The following is a 15273-nucleotide window of genomic DNA, read 5'->3' on the forward strand; positions in this document are numbered from 1 at the left end:
AGAAAGCTATGATAAAATTGGTTGATATTAATAAAGAATATAATTACGGTAAAAATAATAGTTGTAAGGTGTTCAGTAATACTGATTATGACATGGGAGACAATAGCGCAGTTGCTATTAGAGGAAGAAGCGGTTCTGGAAAATCAACTTTACTCAGCATTATAGCAGGATTGGATTTAAAATATTCTGGTGATTATTATTTCAAACAAAAACTACTCAGTAAAGATAGAAAGGATATGGCAGATTACCGCTTACAGCATATAGGTATCATAACTCAGAACTATCATTTGCTAACTGACCGAAATGTATTTAACAATATTGCATTTCCTCTTCAATGTAAAAAGATGAAAAGGAATGATATTTTAGATAAGGTAAGAGTAACTATGGATTTATTAAAACTGAGTGATTTGCAAAAAAAATACCCTAGTCAGCTATCTGGAGGTCAGTGTCAGCGTGTAGCTATAGCTAGAGCTTTAGTTAAAAATCCGGATTTAATACTTGCTGATGAGCCAACGGGGGCTTTAGATGAAACCTCTGAACAAGAGGTCTTAAAGGTTTTATCCTTACTCATAGAGAAAGGTCAACGTATTATAATTGCTACCCATAGTCAGCAAGTAGCTGATTATTGTAGCGCTGAATATAGAATAAGTAACTATAAGCTTACTCAAGTACGTTAAAAGAAATCCGTATTATCCGTGCTCCTTACTTTGGTCAGATTGCAACAGTTGACAGTTTACCACCAGAGTTACAGCAAGTAGAATCTGAAACATGGGTTCGTGTATTATTTGCTAAATTAGGTGATGGCTCAGTAGTTCGTGTTCCACGTGCTAACGTTGAGTTAATTGAAGAATAATTACTTCACAATAATATAAATCAAATAATTAAGAGCTTTTTCATTAAGGAAAAAGCTCTTTTTGTATTTCTGTAGAGTAAATGCTACATTTATCTTTGTTTATTTCTGGTTAGAAATTAATAAATAACTTGCATAAATATAGAAATTAATAAACAATTATATTATACTACTATAACATGATTAAAGTGAGAACTTTACATAATAGTTAAATGATATAAAAACTTAAAAAAACAGAGGTAATTATGAGTAAAAAATTAGTTTGTATAATTATTTTTATAGTTGTTGTTATAGTTGTTGGTCTTTTTTTCGAAAATCATGTTTCATATGAGAAAGTCATAAAAGAAAGTGATATTCCAAAGGCTGTATTAGAAAAATTAAATAACACTAATTTAGAGAGAGGTGTTTATGTATTTACCAGGAATTTTGTTGATGGTTATGTTTATTTAGTATTTTGCGGTGGAGAACATTACAAAAATAACTATGATGTAACAGTTAAAAAGCTGTCAAAAAAGAATAACTTTCACACATTTCATAATGTATTAATTAAAGAATCTGACTCACAAAAAAAGGTTGAATATGGTACTAACTATAAATATCCTATAGTAGTTTACAGGGTTAAAGACTATACAGGAATATCAGAAAAATCTCTAATGTTTGAAGTATCTGTAGCCACTAATAATGGTGATAAAGTCCCTATTATTAACTGGTGGGGTAGTAGTCGAAGAGATTTATCAAAAAAGCAGTTTTCTTATGAATTTATTAATAACAAAAAAGATATACCTGATGTTATACTAGATAAGTTAAATTATTATGAGTTTAAAGATGTCCCAGCTGCATACGTTTTTTCACCATCAGATACAGCAGTAACATCCTTTGATATTGATGATTTATATCTTATAATATCACCCGGTAAAAAAAATGTTGACAGATATAGCGTTTTAATTGAGAATATATATTTACCTAATAGATCAAATAATAATCATGCACTGGTCTTTTATATTTCCTTAAGAGAACAGTATGATACAGATTACGGTCACTTTACAAATTTTCAAGGTTATCCATATGAAGTGTTAAAAATAAGCAGTTCTTTAATTAAAAACAGAATTCGGAGAGTAAATGGTAAAACCTATTCAATTAGAGTAGCTGTAGGTTCTACTTACTACATAGAAAACGATACATCATATCTCAATATACCAATTATTGAGATGAGAACAGATAAAGAGTAAAAAGTGTTACATCTAAAAATAAACAATGTAGGGGCGCCCAGTGGGCGTCTTTTTAATCTCACGGGAGGGTCTGGCCTCAACAGGACTGACTTTTTCTTGGTAGACAAAGTTAACATTACGCTGAAAGTACAAACTAAATTATATGCAAGAGGCCTGACCCTTATTGTAATTAAAGCTTGAATCAATAAGTAACGGTACGGAGAAAAGATGTTTTGCTATACATCAACTTAATTGAAAGTTGTTCCCCAAACCTCATGGTTTGCTAGTATTTAAATAGCAACGGTTTACAAATACCAGTTTTAAACACTGGCACACATCATTAGGGCTGCAGCTCCTATCTCTCTAATTAAACTAATAAAACGTAAAGCTGTAAAGCTAACGTTTGTTATTGCCTCAAGAAATGTGTCCCTACTGGGAGGATACTCTCTTAATTAAATCAATAACCTTATCTTTAATTAAATCTCTAGTAAGCCTAAACCCCTCAAGAGAACCACCAGAGGGATCTTGTAAACCCCAATCTTCTTCATGTTTACAAGGCACAAATGGGCAGGTTACATTACAACCCATTGTAATTAAGTAATCTAGTTCCTCAGGAATGTCTTCAAGCAGTTTAGGGTACTGGTCGCTTATGTCAATGCCTATTTCTTGCATAACTTCCACAGCCTTGGGTTTAACCTGTGAATAAGTTTCAGTTCCTGCTGAATAAACCTCTAAAACATCACTGCCTAACTGCTTAGCAAAAGCCTCTGCCATTTGGCTTCTACATGAATTATGCACACATACAAAGGCAACCTTTACTTTATCCATAATATGCTCCTTTACAGCTAACTTAATACTGCTTAACAAAAGCTATCATAATTACTTTAGTTTAAGTAATAATGATAATGTTATACCTTATCTTACTATACATTGTTGTGTTTAAACAAAAAAAATAAAATTTATTTATATCACTGCATATTTAGCAAAGACTTTTTCAAACAATAAACAAAAGGAGGTAAGGTATGAAAAGAGAGTATCATTATTTTTTAAACGAAGATGAAATTACTAAAGAACGTGAAGAAGAGATTATAGATAAGTTAGCCCGTGAGATTTATAAACGTCAATTAGAGGTACCAGCAATTTTCTTAGGAGAAATTGCTAAGCCCTTTTCCTTTATACTAAGCTCTATAGTACACGGTGCTAATCCAATTTTATCACCTTTTTTAGACTTTAAAACCGTTGAGCAGTATGCATTTTTTATTGAGAAAAGAGCTAATATAGAAAAAATTCAATGTAGATTAGAAGAAATGAAAGCTAAAGAACCTAAAAAAGGTTTTTTTAGATAAACAATAAACCTACAAAATATAACAAAAATGAGATAGTCGGCAATAATTTTTTTCAGTTTGCTGGCTATCTCTTTTTGCTATATAGTACAACCTCGCGTATATTCACTCTGTATCACATTTTAGTAAAAGCTATGATTTGATATATTATTACAGAATTTAGAATACTCCCAGTAGCAATTTTAAGCTTTGTAGCTATATAAATATCTAAAACAGGCATATACCTTGTGCTTGAAACAGAATAGTATGACAGATGTAATAGTAGAATAGTATTTTTATCACAAGGTTAGCAAAGAACGTTTAAATATGTAATTAAAGCTTGAAAAATCAGACACAACTTAGATAATAAACATTTAATTGAGAAACCACTAAGAACTCCAAGGATACAAAGTTGGGCACTTTAAGATACCTTCGTTTTTGTTGTTACTTAAACCTAAAGTATAAATTGTCCGCCAGTAGGGAATCACCTCTGTGTGATTCCGTTGTGGATACTTAGTTGTATATTAATTACAGTTTATTGTTGATATTAGAATTATTAATTGACAGAGCAAGGTAATTTATTTATAATCTATATGACTAAAATAATATAAATAGTCATATGGAGGTGATTTTGTGCCAAAAAGCTTTAGTGAACAACAAAAAAAGAACATACGCCACAAACTACTAACAGAATGTACTCAACAATGGTCGAAATATGGATATAAAAAAACAAGTATAGACACCCTTTGTGCTAATGTTGGAATATCTAAAGGAGCTTTTTATACATTCTTTAACTCAAAAGAAGCCCTGTTTTGTGAAGCTTTATGTTTAGTTCAGGATAATCTTTATAAACAAGCAAATGAAATAATGGCTAACTCTCCCAACAAGTATGGTTTAGCAGAGGTACTAAAAGTAACGTATCGACAGTATTGTAAACATAGTTTTATATGCAATACAACAAGTGTTGATTTTATATCATTTACTAATAAATTATCACCAATACAATTAACAGCAATAGCCGAGTATAGTCAAAAAGCAGGGCAGGTCTTTTTAAACAAGCCCTATATAAAATTTAAAATCAATCAAAAAAAAGCTATTTCTGTGATAACAGCGTTGCTAGCTATGGTTTCATCAAAAGAAAAAATGTGTTATGACCACTTGGAGGTTTTTGATTTTATGGTTGATAACCTCATTAACGATATTTGTGAGTAGGAGATACTTATGACTATTGTAATAGAAGCTAAAACGCTTCAAAAAAGTTTTGGTGATTTAAAAGTAATTAAAGATGGTAGCTTTTCAGTAAAAGAAAAAAAGATATATGGTCTTTTAGGTGCTAATGGGGCAGGAAAAACAACCGTATTAAAAATGCTTACCGGACTACTACAAAGAGATTTGGGTTCAATAAGTATTTTTGATTTAAATATCGATACGCAGCGTAATGAAATATTAAAATATATTGGACTATCTATAGAAACACCCGTATTTTATGAGCATTTAAGCGCAGAAGAGAATCTAAAGATTCACTTAGCTTACATGGACTCTAAAGCTGATATTAAAAATACTCTTCAAATGGTAGGACTTGAGGGTGTGAATAACCGCTCAGTTTCTAAATTCTCTTTAGGAATGAGAGCTAGGTTGGCTATTGCAAGGGCTATTATACATGAACCTAAACTATTAATTTTAGATGAACCAGTTAATGGGCTAGACCCTCAAGGTATTAAGGATATGAGGGTGTTGTTTAAAAGGCTTTGTGAAGAAGAAGATAAAACAATTTTATTATCAAGCCACACGTTAAGCGAAGTAGAACAGGTGGCAGATTTTATAGTAGTATTAGCAAATGGCATAACAAAACAAGCAAAAATGAGTGATATAAAAAAGCAGTATAGAGGCGGATTAGAAGAATACTATTTTAGTATTGTAGGAGAAAAAGCAAATGATAAAACTAATTAAATTAGAGATTAAACGCAATAGACTTACCTCATATTATATTGCTTTAATTATTATTTCCATATTAATGCTTGCTTTTATATATATGATCGCTATGATAGCTAAAGTTGAAAATGATATACAGTTTCAGAGTTACGATAATCTGTTAAAGATGCATACGGGTATATGTTTTATCGTCTTTTCAGTTTTTTCTGTAGTTCTTTTTTCTAAATTTATTATAGAAGATTACAGTCGCCAAAAAGCTATGCTCATGTTTTCGTATCCGGTATCTAAAACCAAAGTATTTTTTAGTAAAGTTATGTTGGTCACAAGCTTTATTGCTTTTGGTTTTTTAATATGTACCTTAATACCAAGTAGTATTTTTTTCTTAACTGAAAACATCAAACCAATATTAAGTGGTAAGATCACAAACCAACATATTCTAAGCCAATATCTAAGAGTTATTACCTCTGTTTTTGCTATTATGACAGTTGGCTTAATATCATTAAGAATAGGTTTTATTAAAAAATCAGTTTCAACAACAATTGTAACAGCAATTATATTATCTGTTATTTTTGGAAATGTAATTATTGGTATCAACCCAAATCTCTATATGGTTATTGGTAGTATGGTACTTTTAGCAGTAGGTATTTTGGCTGCTTATTCTACGAATAAGGTTATTAACAAAATGGAGGTTTAGTAAAATGAAAATAGGGATAATTTTAGGTGCTATATTGGGCATTGTTTTACTCTTAATTAGTTTAATAGGGTTTTTCTTAAGTAAAAATAAAACAGAATCAAGTATATGGTATAAATGGCTGGCTCTTGCTGGAGTATGTGCTTTAGTTACTGCTGTAATAAATGCCTTAAAGATGTTATAGTAGTTTTAACGAAATAGGGTCATTAAAATTAGTAAATAATTTTAATGACCCAAATTATTGTATAGCTCATAATTAATATATGACTAATACTTTATTGTGAAACAAATTTGTCCATGATATTTTTAAAACGTTTGTATAACACAGCAGTTATAATACAACTTATTAAACCACGCAATAAGTTAAATGGAATAATTGCAGATATAACTAATGGTTTAATTTGCTCAACTGGAATACCCCAAATAGGTAAGGCGATATACATATTTGTTAATACCATAAGCATAGTCATTGTGATTGTACCCAAAACATAACCAATTACTGAGCCTGTAAAGCTCTTTTTAAGCTTTTTATAAATGTAGCTAGCTACAAAAACCAAAGACACGGTAGAAACTAAGTTCATAAACGCTCCGATAATGCCGCTTTTGCCTTTGGTTAGTAAAAAAACAAAAGCTTTTACAATAGATATTAAGCACCCCGCAACAGGTCCTAAAGAAAAAGCACCCATTAAAACTGGCACATCGCTTAAATCATACTCCAAAAAAGGAGCAGCAGGTAGTAGTGGTACTTGAAACCACATTAAAACAGTAGACAGGGCTGCTAAAAAACCTATAGCAACCATTGTTTTTGTTTGGTATCGCATAATTATCCTCCCAAAACCTCTGGAGCCCATAGACTAACTTTTTCACTTTATCCATGAATATATACAGTAGTCTATACTTTGATGTTTAAAACATAAAAACCCCGACTTATATTTAAAGTCGGGGTAAATTGTTTAAAAACAAGCCTTCTTTCATCCAGACTTTACTGTCGGCATTGGAATTTCACCAATTCAGCATTACTGCTCGCGGGCTTTAACCGCCGGTAGGGAATTGCACCCTGCCCCGAAGGTAAATATTATTTACAACAACAGTATAGTATTATATTAATAAATATGTCAAGCTAGTTTTTTCAATTAAGCATGTCTGTTATAATAGGGTATTGAGAAATTAGATTTTATTAGACCCAGAGAAAGTAGGTTATGTTATGTTAACGCTTAAATCTAATTCTGTAGAAAACACTGAAAATATAGCGCAAAAAGTAGGGCATATTTTAACTAAAAATGATATCTTACTTTTAAATGGAGAGTTAGGGGTAGGTAAAACTGCTTTTGTTAGAGGTATTCTTAAGGGGGTAGGGGGCAGTGCGGATATGGTAACGAGTCCTTCATACACCTATTTAAATATATATGAGGCACCCATAAAAGTTTTTCATATGGATGTGTATCTGTTACATAGTTTTAGCGATGTATATGAGCTTGGATACGAAGAGCTATATAACAATGGCTTAATTGTAATGGAGTGGGGGGATAAATTTATCGCCGAAATACTAGACCCGTATTGGCAAATTAATATAAGCTATACGGATACGATAAATGAAAGAATAATTAAAATAATACCTCCTAAAACAAAAAAACATTTACTAAAGGAGCTGAAAATAAGTGGCAATCTTAGCCTTTGATACCTCAAGCAAAGCCTGTACAATTGCTTTAGGTACTAATGAAAAGTTACTTATAGAGTATACCCTAAACCTTGATTACACTCACTCAGATTACCTATTGTCTTTAATAAAAGAGGCCTTAAGAGTGGCTGATTTAACAATCAATGAGCTAGATGCAATTGGGGTAGTAAAAGGACCAGGGTCATTTACGGGGTTAAGAATTGGCTTAACTGTAGCCAAGGGTTTAGCAATAGCCGCTAACTGCCCTATATATAGCTTTACCTCGCTTGAGGTTTTAGCCGCATCTTATTGGGGTGTAAAAGAACCCGTAATAGCAACTATTCCGGCTCAACGAGGACAAGTATATGTTGGTCAATTTAATTGCAGTGAGGGTAAACCTAAGCTTATAAATGACTACTTTATTGGTAAATTACAAAACGAAATAAGTGATTTAATTTTGGCACATGATAAGGTACACTTAATAAGCAATGATAATAAGGCAAATGCGCAAGAGATTGTTAGTTTATTTGCTGATAAAGTTATAAATAATACCCCTTTTCATAGCTATTCCAGGGCATCTTTAATTTTGCCTTTAGTAGTTGATGCAATCAAAAACAAACAAAAACCATGTAATACAGAAACAGTAGAACCATTTTATATGAGATTATCTGCAGCTGAAGAACAGCGGCTAGAAAGAGAAACTAAAAATGTTAAATCATAGACCCATGCTTCAAAGTGATTTAGATAATATTACTCGTATTGAACACTTAACATACACAAATCCTTGGAGTAAAAATACCTTTATCACAGAGTTAACTCATAACGATCACTCTAGTTATATGGTATTACTAAAAAACGAAACCATAATTGCCTATGGTGGCTTATGGCAGGTATTGGATGAGTCTCATATAACAACAATAGCAGTAGACCCTAACTATCAGGGCAAAGGTTATGGTAATACTATGCTTAACATCTTATTTTCGAAGGCAGTTACTAATGGAGCCACCTCTATTACCCTTGAGGTTAGAGAATCTAATGAAAAGGCCATAAATCTCTACAAAAAGAACGGTTTTTTAGTGGGTGGCAGGCGTATAAAATATTACAGTGATAATAATGAAGATGCCTTAGTAATGTGGAAAAAAGATATTAATAAACTGCATAAACCTCTAGTAGAGTTGGTGATTTAAGGTGAAAACAACTACAACAATTTTAGCTATCGAAACATCGTGTGATGAAACCTCAGTTGCTATTGTTCAAGATGGCCACAGGGTTTTAGCCAATGAAATTTCTTCTCAAATAGACCTACACAGGTTATATGGAGGGGTGGTGCCAGAGATAGCCTCTCGTCGCCATATTAAAAACATAGTACCAGTATACAAAGCCGCTTTACAACAGGCTGGCTTAACTATGGAAGATATAGATGCCATTGCAGTAACCGCAGGTCCAGGTTTAATAGGAGCCTTATTAATAGGTTTATCTTTTGCTAAGGCATTAGCTTTTGGATACAATAAACCACTTGTTACAATTAATCATTTAGCCGGACATCTATATGGATCATTTATTGATAGACCAAACCTACAGCTACCCTTAATTGCCTTAGTAGTATCGGGTGGACATACAGAATTAATATATATGGAAGAACACTTAAAATTTGAACGCATTGCTCATACCCGTGATGATGCGGCGGGCGAGGCCTTTGATAAAATTGCCCGAAGACTAGGCTTAGGTTATCCAGGTGGACCAGTAATTGAAAATATATCCCTTAAAGGGGATAATACAGCCTTTGCTTTTCCGCGAGCCTTTGCCAAAGAAGATACCCTTGACTTTAGTTTTAGCGGGTTAAAATCTGCTGTTATTAATGTAATTCATAAACACGAGCAAAAGAATATAGAGTTACCCGTAAATGATATAGCGGCATCTTTTCAGCAGGCGGTAGTTGATGTATTAGTAGAAAATACTATAAAAGCTGCTAAACTCAAACAAGTTAATCAGGTTGCATTAGCCGGAGGTGTGGCCGCAAACACTGCTTTAAGACAGCAGTTAACTAAGGCGTTGCAGAAACATAATATAAAACTATTTTACCCTCAAAAAGTATACTGTACAGATAATGCAGCCATGGTAGGAGTAGCTGGTTATCACTACTATAAACAGGGTTTAATAGCTAAGTTAAATGCCAATGCCTATGCTACCTTGCCTATTACTGAACACCCCCAATAAGGAGAATACAATGGCAAACTTAAAAGAGATAAAAACAAAACTAAGAAAACAAATTATTGAAAAACGCAGTATTATTAATAAAGATACACGTGAAAAGGCAGACTTACAAATAAAAGAAAATCTTGAGAAAACTGCCCAATATCAACAAGCAAATATAATTCTGTATTATGTTGATTTTCGTGGTGAAGTGTCCACAAAAGAACTCATTGACACAGCCTTAAAAGCTGATAAAATAGTATGCGTGCCTATAACTATACCAAAAACCAGAAGTATTCTTGCTTACCAAATTAAATCTAAAAATGATTTAATAAAAGGAAACTACGGTATTATGGAGCCTAACAAAGAGCACTGCACAGCAATAGACCTATCAAAAATAGATTTAGTAATTACTCCAGGAGTAGCCTTTGATACAAACCGTAATAGACTAGGTTACGGAGGAGGTTATTATGACAGATTAGTTGCTAAACTATCCTCTACTTGTTCAAGAATTGCATTAGCATACGAAACACAAATAGTAGATAAAATTCCTACTGGAATATTTGATGTGCCAGTTAACTTTATAATTACAGAGAATAGAATTATTGGGAGGAACAAGAAGGATGAGGAATTTAAAACCAGGAGAAATTAGAGAAGCAACAATAGATGTTGGCATAAAAAAATCAGTTCGACCAGCTTGGCTTACCTTATTGTTAGGATTTTTAGCAGGTTGTTATATTTCTTTTGCTGGCTTTGCTTCAATTATAATTTCACAAGATGTATCCCAATTTTTAGGATATGGTATGTCTAAAATGATGGCGGGTGTTATATTCAGTTTAGCTTTAATTTTAATTTTATTAGCAGGAGCAGAATTATTTACAGGCAACAATTTGTTAATAATGGCTTGTCAAAAGAAAAAAATCTCTGTAGGTGCTATGTTAAAAAATTGGTCATTAGTTTATCTATCAAACTTTATAGGAGCTGTTTTTGTAGCATTTTTAATAGCAAAATCGGGTTTATGGGCAACTAACCATGGATTTGCTGCTAATGTTGCCTTAAAAGTTGCCAAGGCAAAAGTAAGTATGCCATTTATGCAAGCCTTAATTAGGGGTTTGTTAGCAAACTGGTTGGTATGTTTGGCTGTTTGGGTTGCCACATCGGCTAAAACAGTGTGGGGTAAAATTATTGCCTGTGTGTCAATTATAACTCCATTTGTAGCCTGTGGATTTGAACACTCAATTGCTAACATGTTTTATATTCCTGCTGGAATTATGTTAAAAGGTACTAGTTATATTGCTAATATAGCTCAGTTTGGTGATTTAGGCTCACTTAACTGGGGAAGTATGATTACCTCTAATTTACTTCCTGTAACTATAGGCAATATTATAGGAGGAGCCTTTTTTGTAGGAGCTTTATACTGCTTTGCATATAATAAACAAACTAAAAACAGGTAATATTTATTTAAAGCTTTTCAGGTTGCTTTTGTAAAGTTTTAGTTATATATTAACTTTATATTAACCATTTTTTTATTAAGCTACAACAAAAACATGAAGCTTGTGACTTTTTGTCGTAAGCTTTTTTATTTATACACTTGACATTTTCAATAATATTGGTATATTAATGTATATGATTAGCACTCACTTAGTAAGAGTGCTAATAATCAAAAAATAACTATACAGAGGAGGCATACAGATGGCTATAAAACCTTTGGCTAATCGTGTAATAATTGAAGTACTTAAACAAAAAGAGACCAAAATTGGTGGAATTATAATGCCTGATTCAGCAAAAGAAAAACCTCAAGAGGGTAAAGTGATTGCTGTTGGTATAGGTAAAAGAGATAATAACGGAAACTTAATGCCAATGGAAGTAAAGGCAGGAGATTCAGTACTATTCTCAAAATATGCTGGTAATGAAGTGAAACACAATGGTAGTGAATACCTTGTTATGAAAGAAGAAGACATAATAGCTGTTATCGAAAACTAAACAGGAGGTGTACATAAATGGCTAAACAATTTAAGTACAATGAAGATGCACGTAAAGCTTTAGAACGTGGTGTGAATGCATTAGCTGATGCAGTTAAAGTTACATTAGGACCTAAAGGTCGTAATGTAGTATTAGATAAAAAATTTGGTGCCCCATTAATTACTAATGATGGTGTAACAATTGCTCGCGAAATTGAGGTAGAAGATCCATTTGAAAACATGGGTGCTCAATTAGTTAAAGAAGTTGCTACAAAAACAAATGATGTAGCAGGAGATGGAACAACAACTGCTACTTTATTAGCTCAGGCAATGGTACGTGAGGGACTAAAAAACGTAGCTGCTGGTGCTAATCCAATGATTTTACGTCGTGGTATTGAAGAGGCAGTAATTTGCGCTGTTGAAGAAATTAAAGGCAGAAGCATAACCGTACGTAGTAAAGAAGATATCACTCAGGTAGCTTCTATTTCAGCAAATGAAGCTCAAATAGGTGAGTTAATTGCTGAGGCAATGGAGAAGGTTGGTAACGACGGTGTTATTACTGTAGAAGAATCTAAAAACATGAAAACAACTTTAGAGGTTGTTGAAGGTATGCAGTTTGATCGTGGTTATGTATCTCCTTACATGGTTACAGATGCTGAAAAAATGGAAGCAATTTTAGATAATCCATATATCTTATTAACAGATCGCAAGATTACAAATATTCAAGACTTATTACCTTTACTTCAACAAATGGTTGAAAGAGGAAGCTCTTTAATTATTATTGCAGAAGATATCGAAGGTGAAGCATTAGCTACATTAGTAGTAAACAAACTACGTGGTATCATGAATGCTGTAGCTGTTAAAGCTCCTGGTTTTGGTGATCGTCGTAAAGCTATGTTAGAAGATATTGCTATTTTAACAGGTGCTCAAGTTATTTCTGAAGACTTAGGTTTAGAGCTAAAGAATACAGATATGAACATGTTAGGAAAAGCACATCAAGTACGTATTACTAAAGAAGAAACAATTATTATAGATGGTGCTGGTGAGCAAGGTGGAGTTGATAACCGTGTTCGTCAAATTAAAGCCCAAATAGAAGATACAACTTCTGATTATGACCGCGAAAAGCTTCAAGAGCGTTTAGCTAAATTATCTGGTGGTGTTGCAGTTATTCAGGTAGGTGCCGCTACTGAGGTAGAGTTAAAAGAGCGTAAGCTACGTATAGAAGATGCTTTATCTGCTACACGTGCAGCTGTAGAAGAAGGAATTATTTCTGGCGGTGGCACAGCTTTACTTGAGATTCAAGCTAAAGTTAAAGAGGTAGTAGAGAGACTAGAAGGCGATGCTAAAACAGGTGCTAAAATTGTTGAGCGTGCTTTAGAAGAGCCAGTTCGTCAAATCGCCTTTAATGCTGGTTTAGAGGGCAGTGTTATTGTATCAGAAGTAGTTAAATCTGATTCAGGCGTTGGTTTTGATGCCTTAAATGAGCGTTATGTGAACATGATAGAAGCTGGTATTGTTGACCCAGCTAAGGTTACTCGCTCAGCTTTACAAAACGCTGCAAGTATTGCTGCTATGATTTTAACAACAGAAACATTGGTTGCTGATATTCCAGAAGAAGAGCCAGCAATGCCAGCAGGTCCAGGCATGGGTGGCGGAATGCCAATGATGTAGTAAAATACGAAATGCTCACAAATTGTGAGCATTTCTTTTTTTATAATTAAAAAATATTGTACCATTTTGCTTCTTACAAATCTTTTTGGTAGTCAGTAATATATAGTATCTACACAAATTATTAAATAACCTCTCTAAACTTTTGTTTTATACTACAATCCATAGCCTCTCCAATTATATTAAGTGAACTCAATATGCAATTAAACATTATTTTAAAATAATTTAAAAGATGTTAATTAATAATTTTATGTGGAAATATGTAAAATATATTTGACATATAGCTATTTAGATAATACAATGAATATACGAGATAACATAATTATACATCCATAGGTTTAGGGTTTAAAGACAACATGAAAGGAGCTGTAAAGTGAAAAATATTAAAAAACTTAATGCAAAGAAAATCATTATAGTTGTTGTATCTTTATGTTTAGTAGTAGCTTTAGTATATTTTGGCATAGTTAGAGACTATTTATTTAGGTTGTATTCAGTGGATCAAAAGCTGGAAGACTTTAATTACTTATGTGAAACAATTGAAGCTGATTATTGTTTTTTTGAAGATTGGGAAGAGAGTTATCCTTTAAGTTTTGAAAAACTAAGAGAACAATTTAAAACTAAAATATTAAAAACAGATACTGATAAACAATTTTTAAACTTATTAAACGAGTTTATGATAGAAATAAGAGATCCCCATTCTTATCTTGTTAATCCAAAAGAGTTTTGGATAATAGCTTCTAATATAGAGTTAAAAAGAGAGTACATAGGTGAAGAAGCATACAATACATACAAAGAATTAAATGATTTAAGTAGTGAGAATTATAAGTATTGGAGTAGAGTGATATCTCATAACTATAAAAAGAATAAGGCTTATTCATATTCAAGTAGCGGATATTCAGTAAAAGAATATCCAGAATTAAATACAATATATGTAAAGATTCCAATGTTTACGTTAACTACAGATGAGCGAGAAGAAATTAAACAGTATTTATTAAATAAAGCAACATCAAATATTATTCTTGATATCAGAGACAATGCTGGTGGTTATATTGATGATTGGTCTGAATATATCTTACCTGCAATTATAAAGAACGAAACTAGCGTATCAAAATATGGGCTATTAAAGAGAAGCCAAGTTACCAATGAACTTAAGGAACAGAACATTCTTGAGCTTAGTAACCTACCAGTGGCAACTCTTGATCCATTTATCACAGCTAATTATTCACATTTTTTTGAAGTTGAAACTAAAGTAAAACCTGTTAACAGTAAAAAAGGATATGATAAATTATTTTTACTGGTTAATCAACATTGTTTATCTGCATCAGAGCAATTAATTAGCTGGGTTAAATACTCCAATACAGGTACAATTGTTGGCTCAAAATCAGGTGGAATAGATTCAGGCTATAGTAAAATGTATACCCTACCAAATACAAAATTACAAGTAAGAATATCTAATACCCGAATACTGTTTCCAGATGGCACTATACGAACTGTTCTTGAGGGAACCCCACCCGATATTGAGTGCAATCCTCAAAAGGCATTAGAAGTGGTATTGGATATTATTAAAAACTAATTAGATTTAACAAGTTTAATACCAACAACTTAAATAAAATTATGCATTGAACGGGCTGAAATCCATTTTCACCCGTTTTTTTAAAGCAATTACTATGAAATACTAAGTGAAAATGTTAAAGTAAATTGTTGAAATAGCAATATAATAAATATAATCAATCAAACATAGCTGCACCCTCTTGCTAACACAGACTTGTTAGTATAAAATTTTAATAAAAT

The 15273-nt window shown here is 32.4% G+C and carries 18 protein-coding genes and 1 riboswitch; of the genes, 16 read left to right on the plus strand and 2 right to left on the minus strand.

The features are described 5' to 3' along the window. Window positions 1-8: 8 nt before the first annotated feature. Window positions 9-677, plus strand: coding sequence for an ABC transporter ATP-binding protein (locus IMX26_RS14560; RefSeq protein ID WP_195159094.1), 669 nt, complete (start codon window positions 9-11; stop codon window positions 675-677). A 418-nt stretch (window positions 678-1095) separates the two neighbouring features. Continuing rightward, window positions 1096-2079 carry a hypothetical protein gene (locus IMX26_RS14565; RefSeq protein ID WP_195159095.1) on the plus strand — a complete coding sequence of 328 codons (984 nt, stop codon included), beginning with the start codon at window positions 1096-1098 and terminating at the stop codon, window positions 2077-2079. Window positions 2080-2487: 408 nt separating this feature from the next. Here IMX26_RS14565 and IMX26_RS14570 read toward each other — a convergent pair whose 3' ends face one another. Next, window positions 2488-2886 carry an arsenate reductase ArsC gene (locus IMX26_RS14570; protein WP_195159096.1) on the minus strand — a complete coding sequence of 133 codons (399 nt, stop codon included), beginning with the start codon at window positions 2884-2886 and terminating at the stop codon, window positions 2488-2490. A 194-nt stretch (window positions 2887-3080) separates the two neighbouring features. Here IMX26_RS14570 and IMX26_RS14575 point away from each other — a divergent pair, with 194 nt between their 5' ends. The 5 genes from IMX26_RS14575 (at window position 3081) to IMX26_RS14595 (ending at window position 6187) form a co-directional block, all read left to right on the plus strand. Beyond that, the gene (locus tag IMX26_RS14575; protein WP_195159097.1) at window positions 3081-3404 is read left to right on the plus strand and encodes a hypothetical protein; all 324 of its coding nucleotides are present in this window, start codon (window positions 3081-3083) and stop codon (window positions 3402-3404) included. Window positions 3405-4013: 609 nt separating this feature from the next. Continuing rightward, complete coding sequence (locus IMX26_RS14580) at window positions 4014-4592, plus strand: TetR/AcrR family transcriptional regulator (protein WP_195159098.1); 579 nt, start codon at window positions 4014-4016, stop codon at window positions 4590-4592. Between the two features lie 9 nt (window positions 4593-4601). After that, window positions 4602-5330: an ATP-binding cassette domain-containing protein gene (locus tag IMX26_RS14585; RefSeq protein WP_195159099.1), complete on the plus strand. Its 729-nt coding sequence runs from the start codon at window positions 4602-4604 to the stop codon at window positions 5328-5330. Then, window positions 5314-6006 carry an ABC transporter permease gene (locus tag IMX26_RS14590; RefSeq protein WP_195159100.1) on the plus strand — a complete coding sequence of 231 codons (693 nt, stop codon included), beginning with the start codon at window positions 5314-5316 and terminating at the stop codon, window positions 6004-6006. The genes IMX26_RS14585 and IMX26_RS14590 overlap by 17 nt, the downstream gene beginning before the upstream one ends. A 4-nt stretch (window positions 6007-6010) precedes the next feature. Then, window positions 6011-6187, plus strand: a complete 177-nt coding sequence (locus IMX26_RS14595) for a hypothetical protein (RefSeq protein WP_195159101.1) — start codon at window positions 6011-6013, stop codon at window positions 6185-6187. 91 nt (window positions 6188-6278) lie between these two features. Here IMX26_RS14595 and IMX26_RS14600 read toward each other — a convergent pair whose 3' ends face one another. Beyond that, complete coding sequence (locus IMX26_RS14600) at window positions 6279-6824, minus strand: ECF transporter S component (RefSeq protein WP_195159102.1); 546 nt, start codon at window positions 6822-6824, stop codon at window positions 6279-6281. A gap of 138 nt (window positions 6825-6962) precedes the next feature. Further along, window positions 6963-7077, minus strand: a riboswitch (FMN riboswitch). A gap of 130 nt (window positions 7078-7207) precedes the next feature. Between IMX26_RS14600 and tsaE the strand changes: the two genes are divergently transcribed. The 9 genes from tsaE (at window position 7208) to IMX26_RS14645 (ending at window position 15055) form a co-directional block, all read left to right on the plus strand. Beyond that, complete coding sequence (gene tsaE / locus IMX26_RS14605) at window positions 7208-7681, plus strand: tRNA (adenosine(37)-N6)-threonylcarbamoyltransferase complex ATPase subunit type 1 TsaE (protein ID WP_195159103.1); 474 nt, start codon at window positions 7208-7210, stop codon at window positions 7679-7681. Further along, window positions 7662-8381 (plus strand): tRNA (adenosine(37)-N6)-threonylcarbamoyltransferase complex dimerization subunit type 1 TsaB, encoded by a 720-nt coding sequence (tsaB, locus tag IMX26_RS14610; RefSeq protein ID WP_195159104.1) that lies wholly within the window; start codon window positions 7662-7664, stop codon window positions 8379-8381. The genes tsaE and tsaB overlap by 20 nt, the downstream gene beginning before the upstream one ends. Then, window positions 8368-8847: a ribosomal protein S18-alanine N-acetyltransferase gene (gene rimI / locus IMX26_RS14615; RefSeq protein WP_195159105.1), complete on the plus strand. Its 480-nt coding sequence runs from the start codon at window positions 8368-8370 to the stop codon at window positions 8845-8847. The genes tsaB and rimI overlap by 14 nt, the downstream gene beginning before the upstream one ends. A 1-nt stretch (window position 8848) precedes the next feature. Then, window positions 8849-9877, plus strand: a complete 1029-nt coding sequence (gene tsaD / locus IMX26_RS14620; RefSeq protein ID WP_195159106.1) for a tRNA (adenosine(37)-N6)-threonylcarbamoyltransferase complex transferase subunit TsaD — start codon at window positions 8849-8851, stop codon at window positions 9875-9877. 10 nt (window positions 9878-9887) lie between these two features. Further along, a complete protein-coding gene (locus IMX26_RS14625; protein ID WP_195159107.1) occupies window positions 9888-10505 on the plus strand; it encodes a 5-formyltetrahydrofolate cyclo-ligase in 618 nt (205 codons plus the stop codon). Then, window positions 10477-11307, plus strand: coding sequence for a formate/nitrite transporter family protein (locus tag IMX26_RS14630; protein WP_195159108.1), 831 nt, complete (start codon window positions 10477-10479; stop codon window positions 11305-11307). The genes IMX26_RS14625 and IMX26_RS14630 overlap by 29 nt, the downstream gene beginning before the upstream one ends. Window positions 11308-11545: 238 nt before the next feature. Then, window positions 11546-11836: a co-chaperone GroES gene (gene groES, locus IMX26_RS14635; RefSeq protein WP_195159109.1), complete on the plus strand. Its 291-nt coding sequence runs from the start codon at window positions 11546-11548 to the stop codon at window positions 11834-11836. Between the two features lie 17 nt (window positions 11837-11853). Next, entirely contained in the window at window positions 11854-13485 is a 1632-nt protein-coding gene (gene groL, locus IMX26_RS14640; RefSeq protein ID WP_195159110.1) for a chaperonin GroEL, read from the plus strand. 370 nt (window positions 13486-13855) lie between these two features. Then, entirely contained in the window at window positions 13856-15055 is a 1200-nt protein-coding gene (locus tag IMX26_RS14645; protein WP_195159111.1) for a S41 family peptidase, read from the plus strand. Window positions 15056-15273: the final 218 nt, after the last annotated feature.

It is taken from the genome of Clostridium sp. 'deep sea', assembly GCF_014931565.1.
Lineage (GTDB): Bacteria > Bacillota > UBA994 > PWPR01 > PWPR01.

What these genes read in the sequence shown, in the direction of transcription:
- IMX26_RS14560 (WP_195159094.1), top strand. Translation starts at nt 9, where the DNA reads ATGATAAAATTGGTTGATATTAATAAAGAATATAATTACGGTAAAAAT.
- IMX26_RS14565 (WP_195159095.1), top strand. Translation starts at nt 1,096, where the DNA reads ATGAGTAAAAAATTAGTTTGTATAATTATTTTTATAGTTGTTGTTATA.
- IMX26_RS14570 (WP_195159096.1), bottom strand. Translation starts at nt 2,886, where the DNA reads ATGGATAAAGTAAAGGTTGCCTTTGTATGTGTGCATAATTCATGTAGA.
- IMX26_RS14575 (WP_195159097.1), top strand. Translation starts at nt 3,081, where the DNA reads ATGAAAAGAGAGTATCATTATTTTTTAAACGAAGATGAAATTACTAAA.
- IMX26_RS14585 (WP_195159099.1), top strand. Translation starts at nt 4,602, where the DNA reads ATGACTATTGTAATAGAAGCTAAAACGCTTCAAAAAAGTTTTGGTGAT.
- IMX26_RS14590 (WP_195159100.1), top strand. Translation starts at nt 5,314, where the DNA reads ATGATAAAACTAATTAAATTAGAGATTAAACGCAATAGACTTACCTCA.
- IMX26_RS14595 (WP_195159101.1), top strand. Translation starts at nt 6,011, where the DNA reads ATGAAAATAGGGATAATTTTAGGTGCTATATTGGGCATTGTTTTACTC.
- IMX26_RS14600 (WP_195159102.1), bottom strand. Translation starts at nt 6,824, where the DNA reads ATGCGATACCAAACAAAAACAATGGTTGCTATAGGTTTTTTAGCAGCC.
- tsaE (WP_195159103.1), top strand. Translation starts at nt 7,208, where the DNA reads ATGTTAACGCTTAAATCTAATTCTGTAGAAAACACTGAAAATATAGCG.
- rimI (WP_195159105.1), top strand. Translation starts at nt 8,368, where the DNA reads ATGTTAAATCATAGACCCATGCTTCAAAGTGATTTAGATAATATTACT.
- IMX26_RS14625 (WP_195159107.1), top strand. Translation starts at nt 9,888, where the DNA reads ATGGCAAACTTAAAAGAGATAAAAACAAAACTAAGAAAACAAATTATT.
- IMX26_RS14630 (WP_195159108.1), top strand. Translation starts at nt 10,477, where the DNA reads ATGAGGAATTTAAAACCAGGAGAAATTAGAGAAGCAACAATAGATGTT.
- groES (WP_195159109.1), top strand. Translation starts at nt 11,546, where the DNA reads ATGGCTATAAAACCTTTGGCTAATCGTGTAATAATTGAAGTACTTAAA.
- groL (WP_195159110.1), top strand. Translation starts at nt 11,854, where the DNA reads ATGGCTAAACAATTTAAGTACAATGAAGATGCACGTAAAGCTTTAGAA.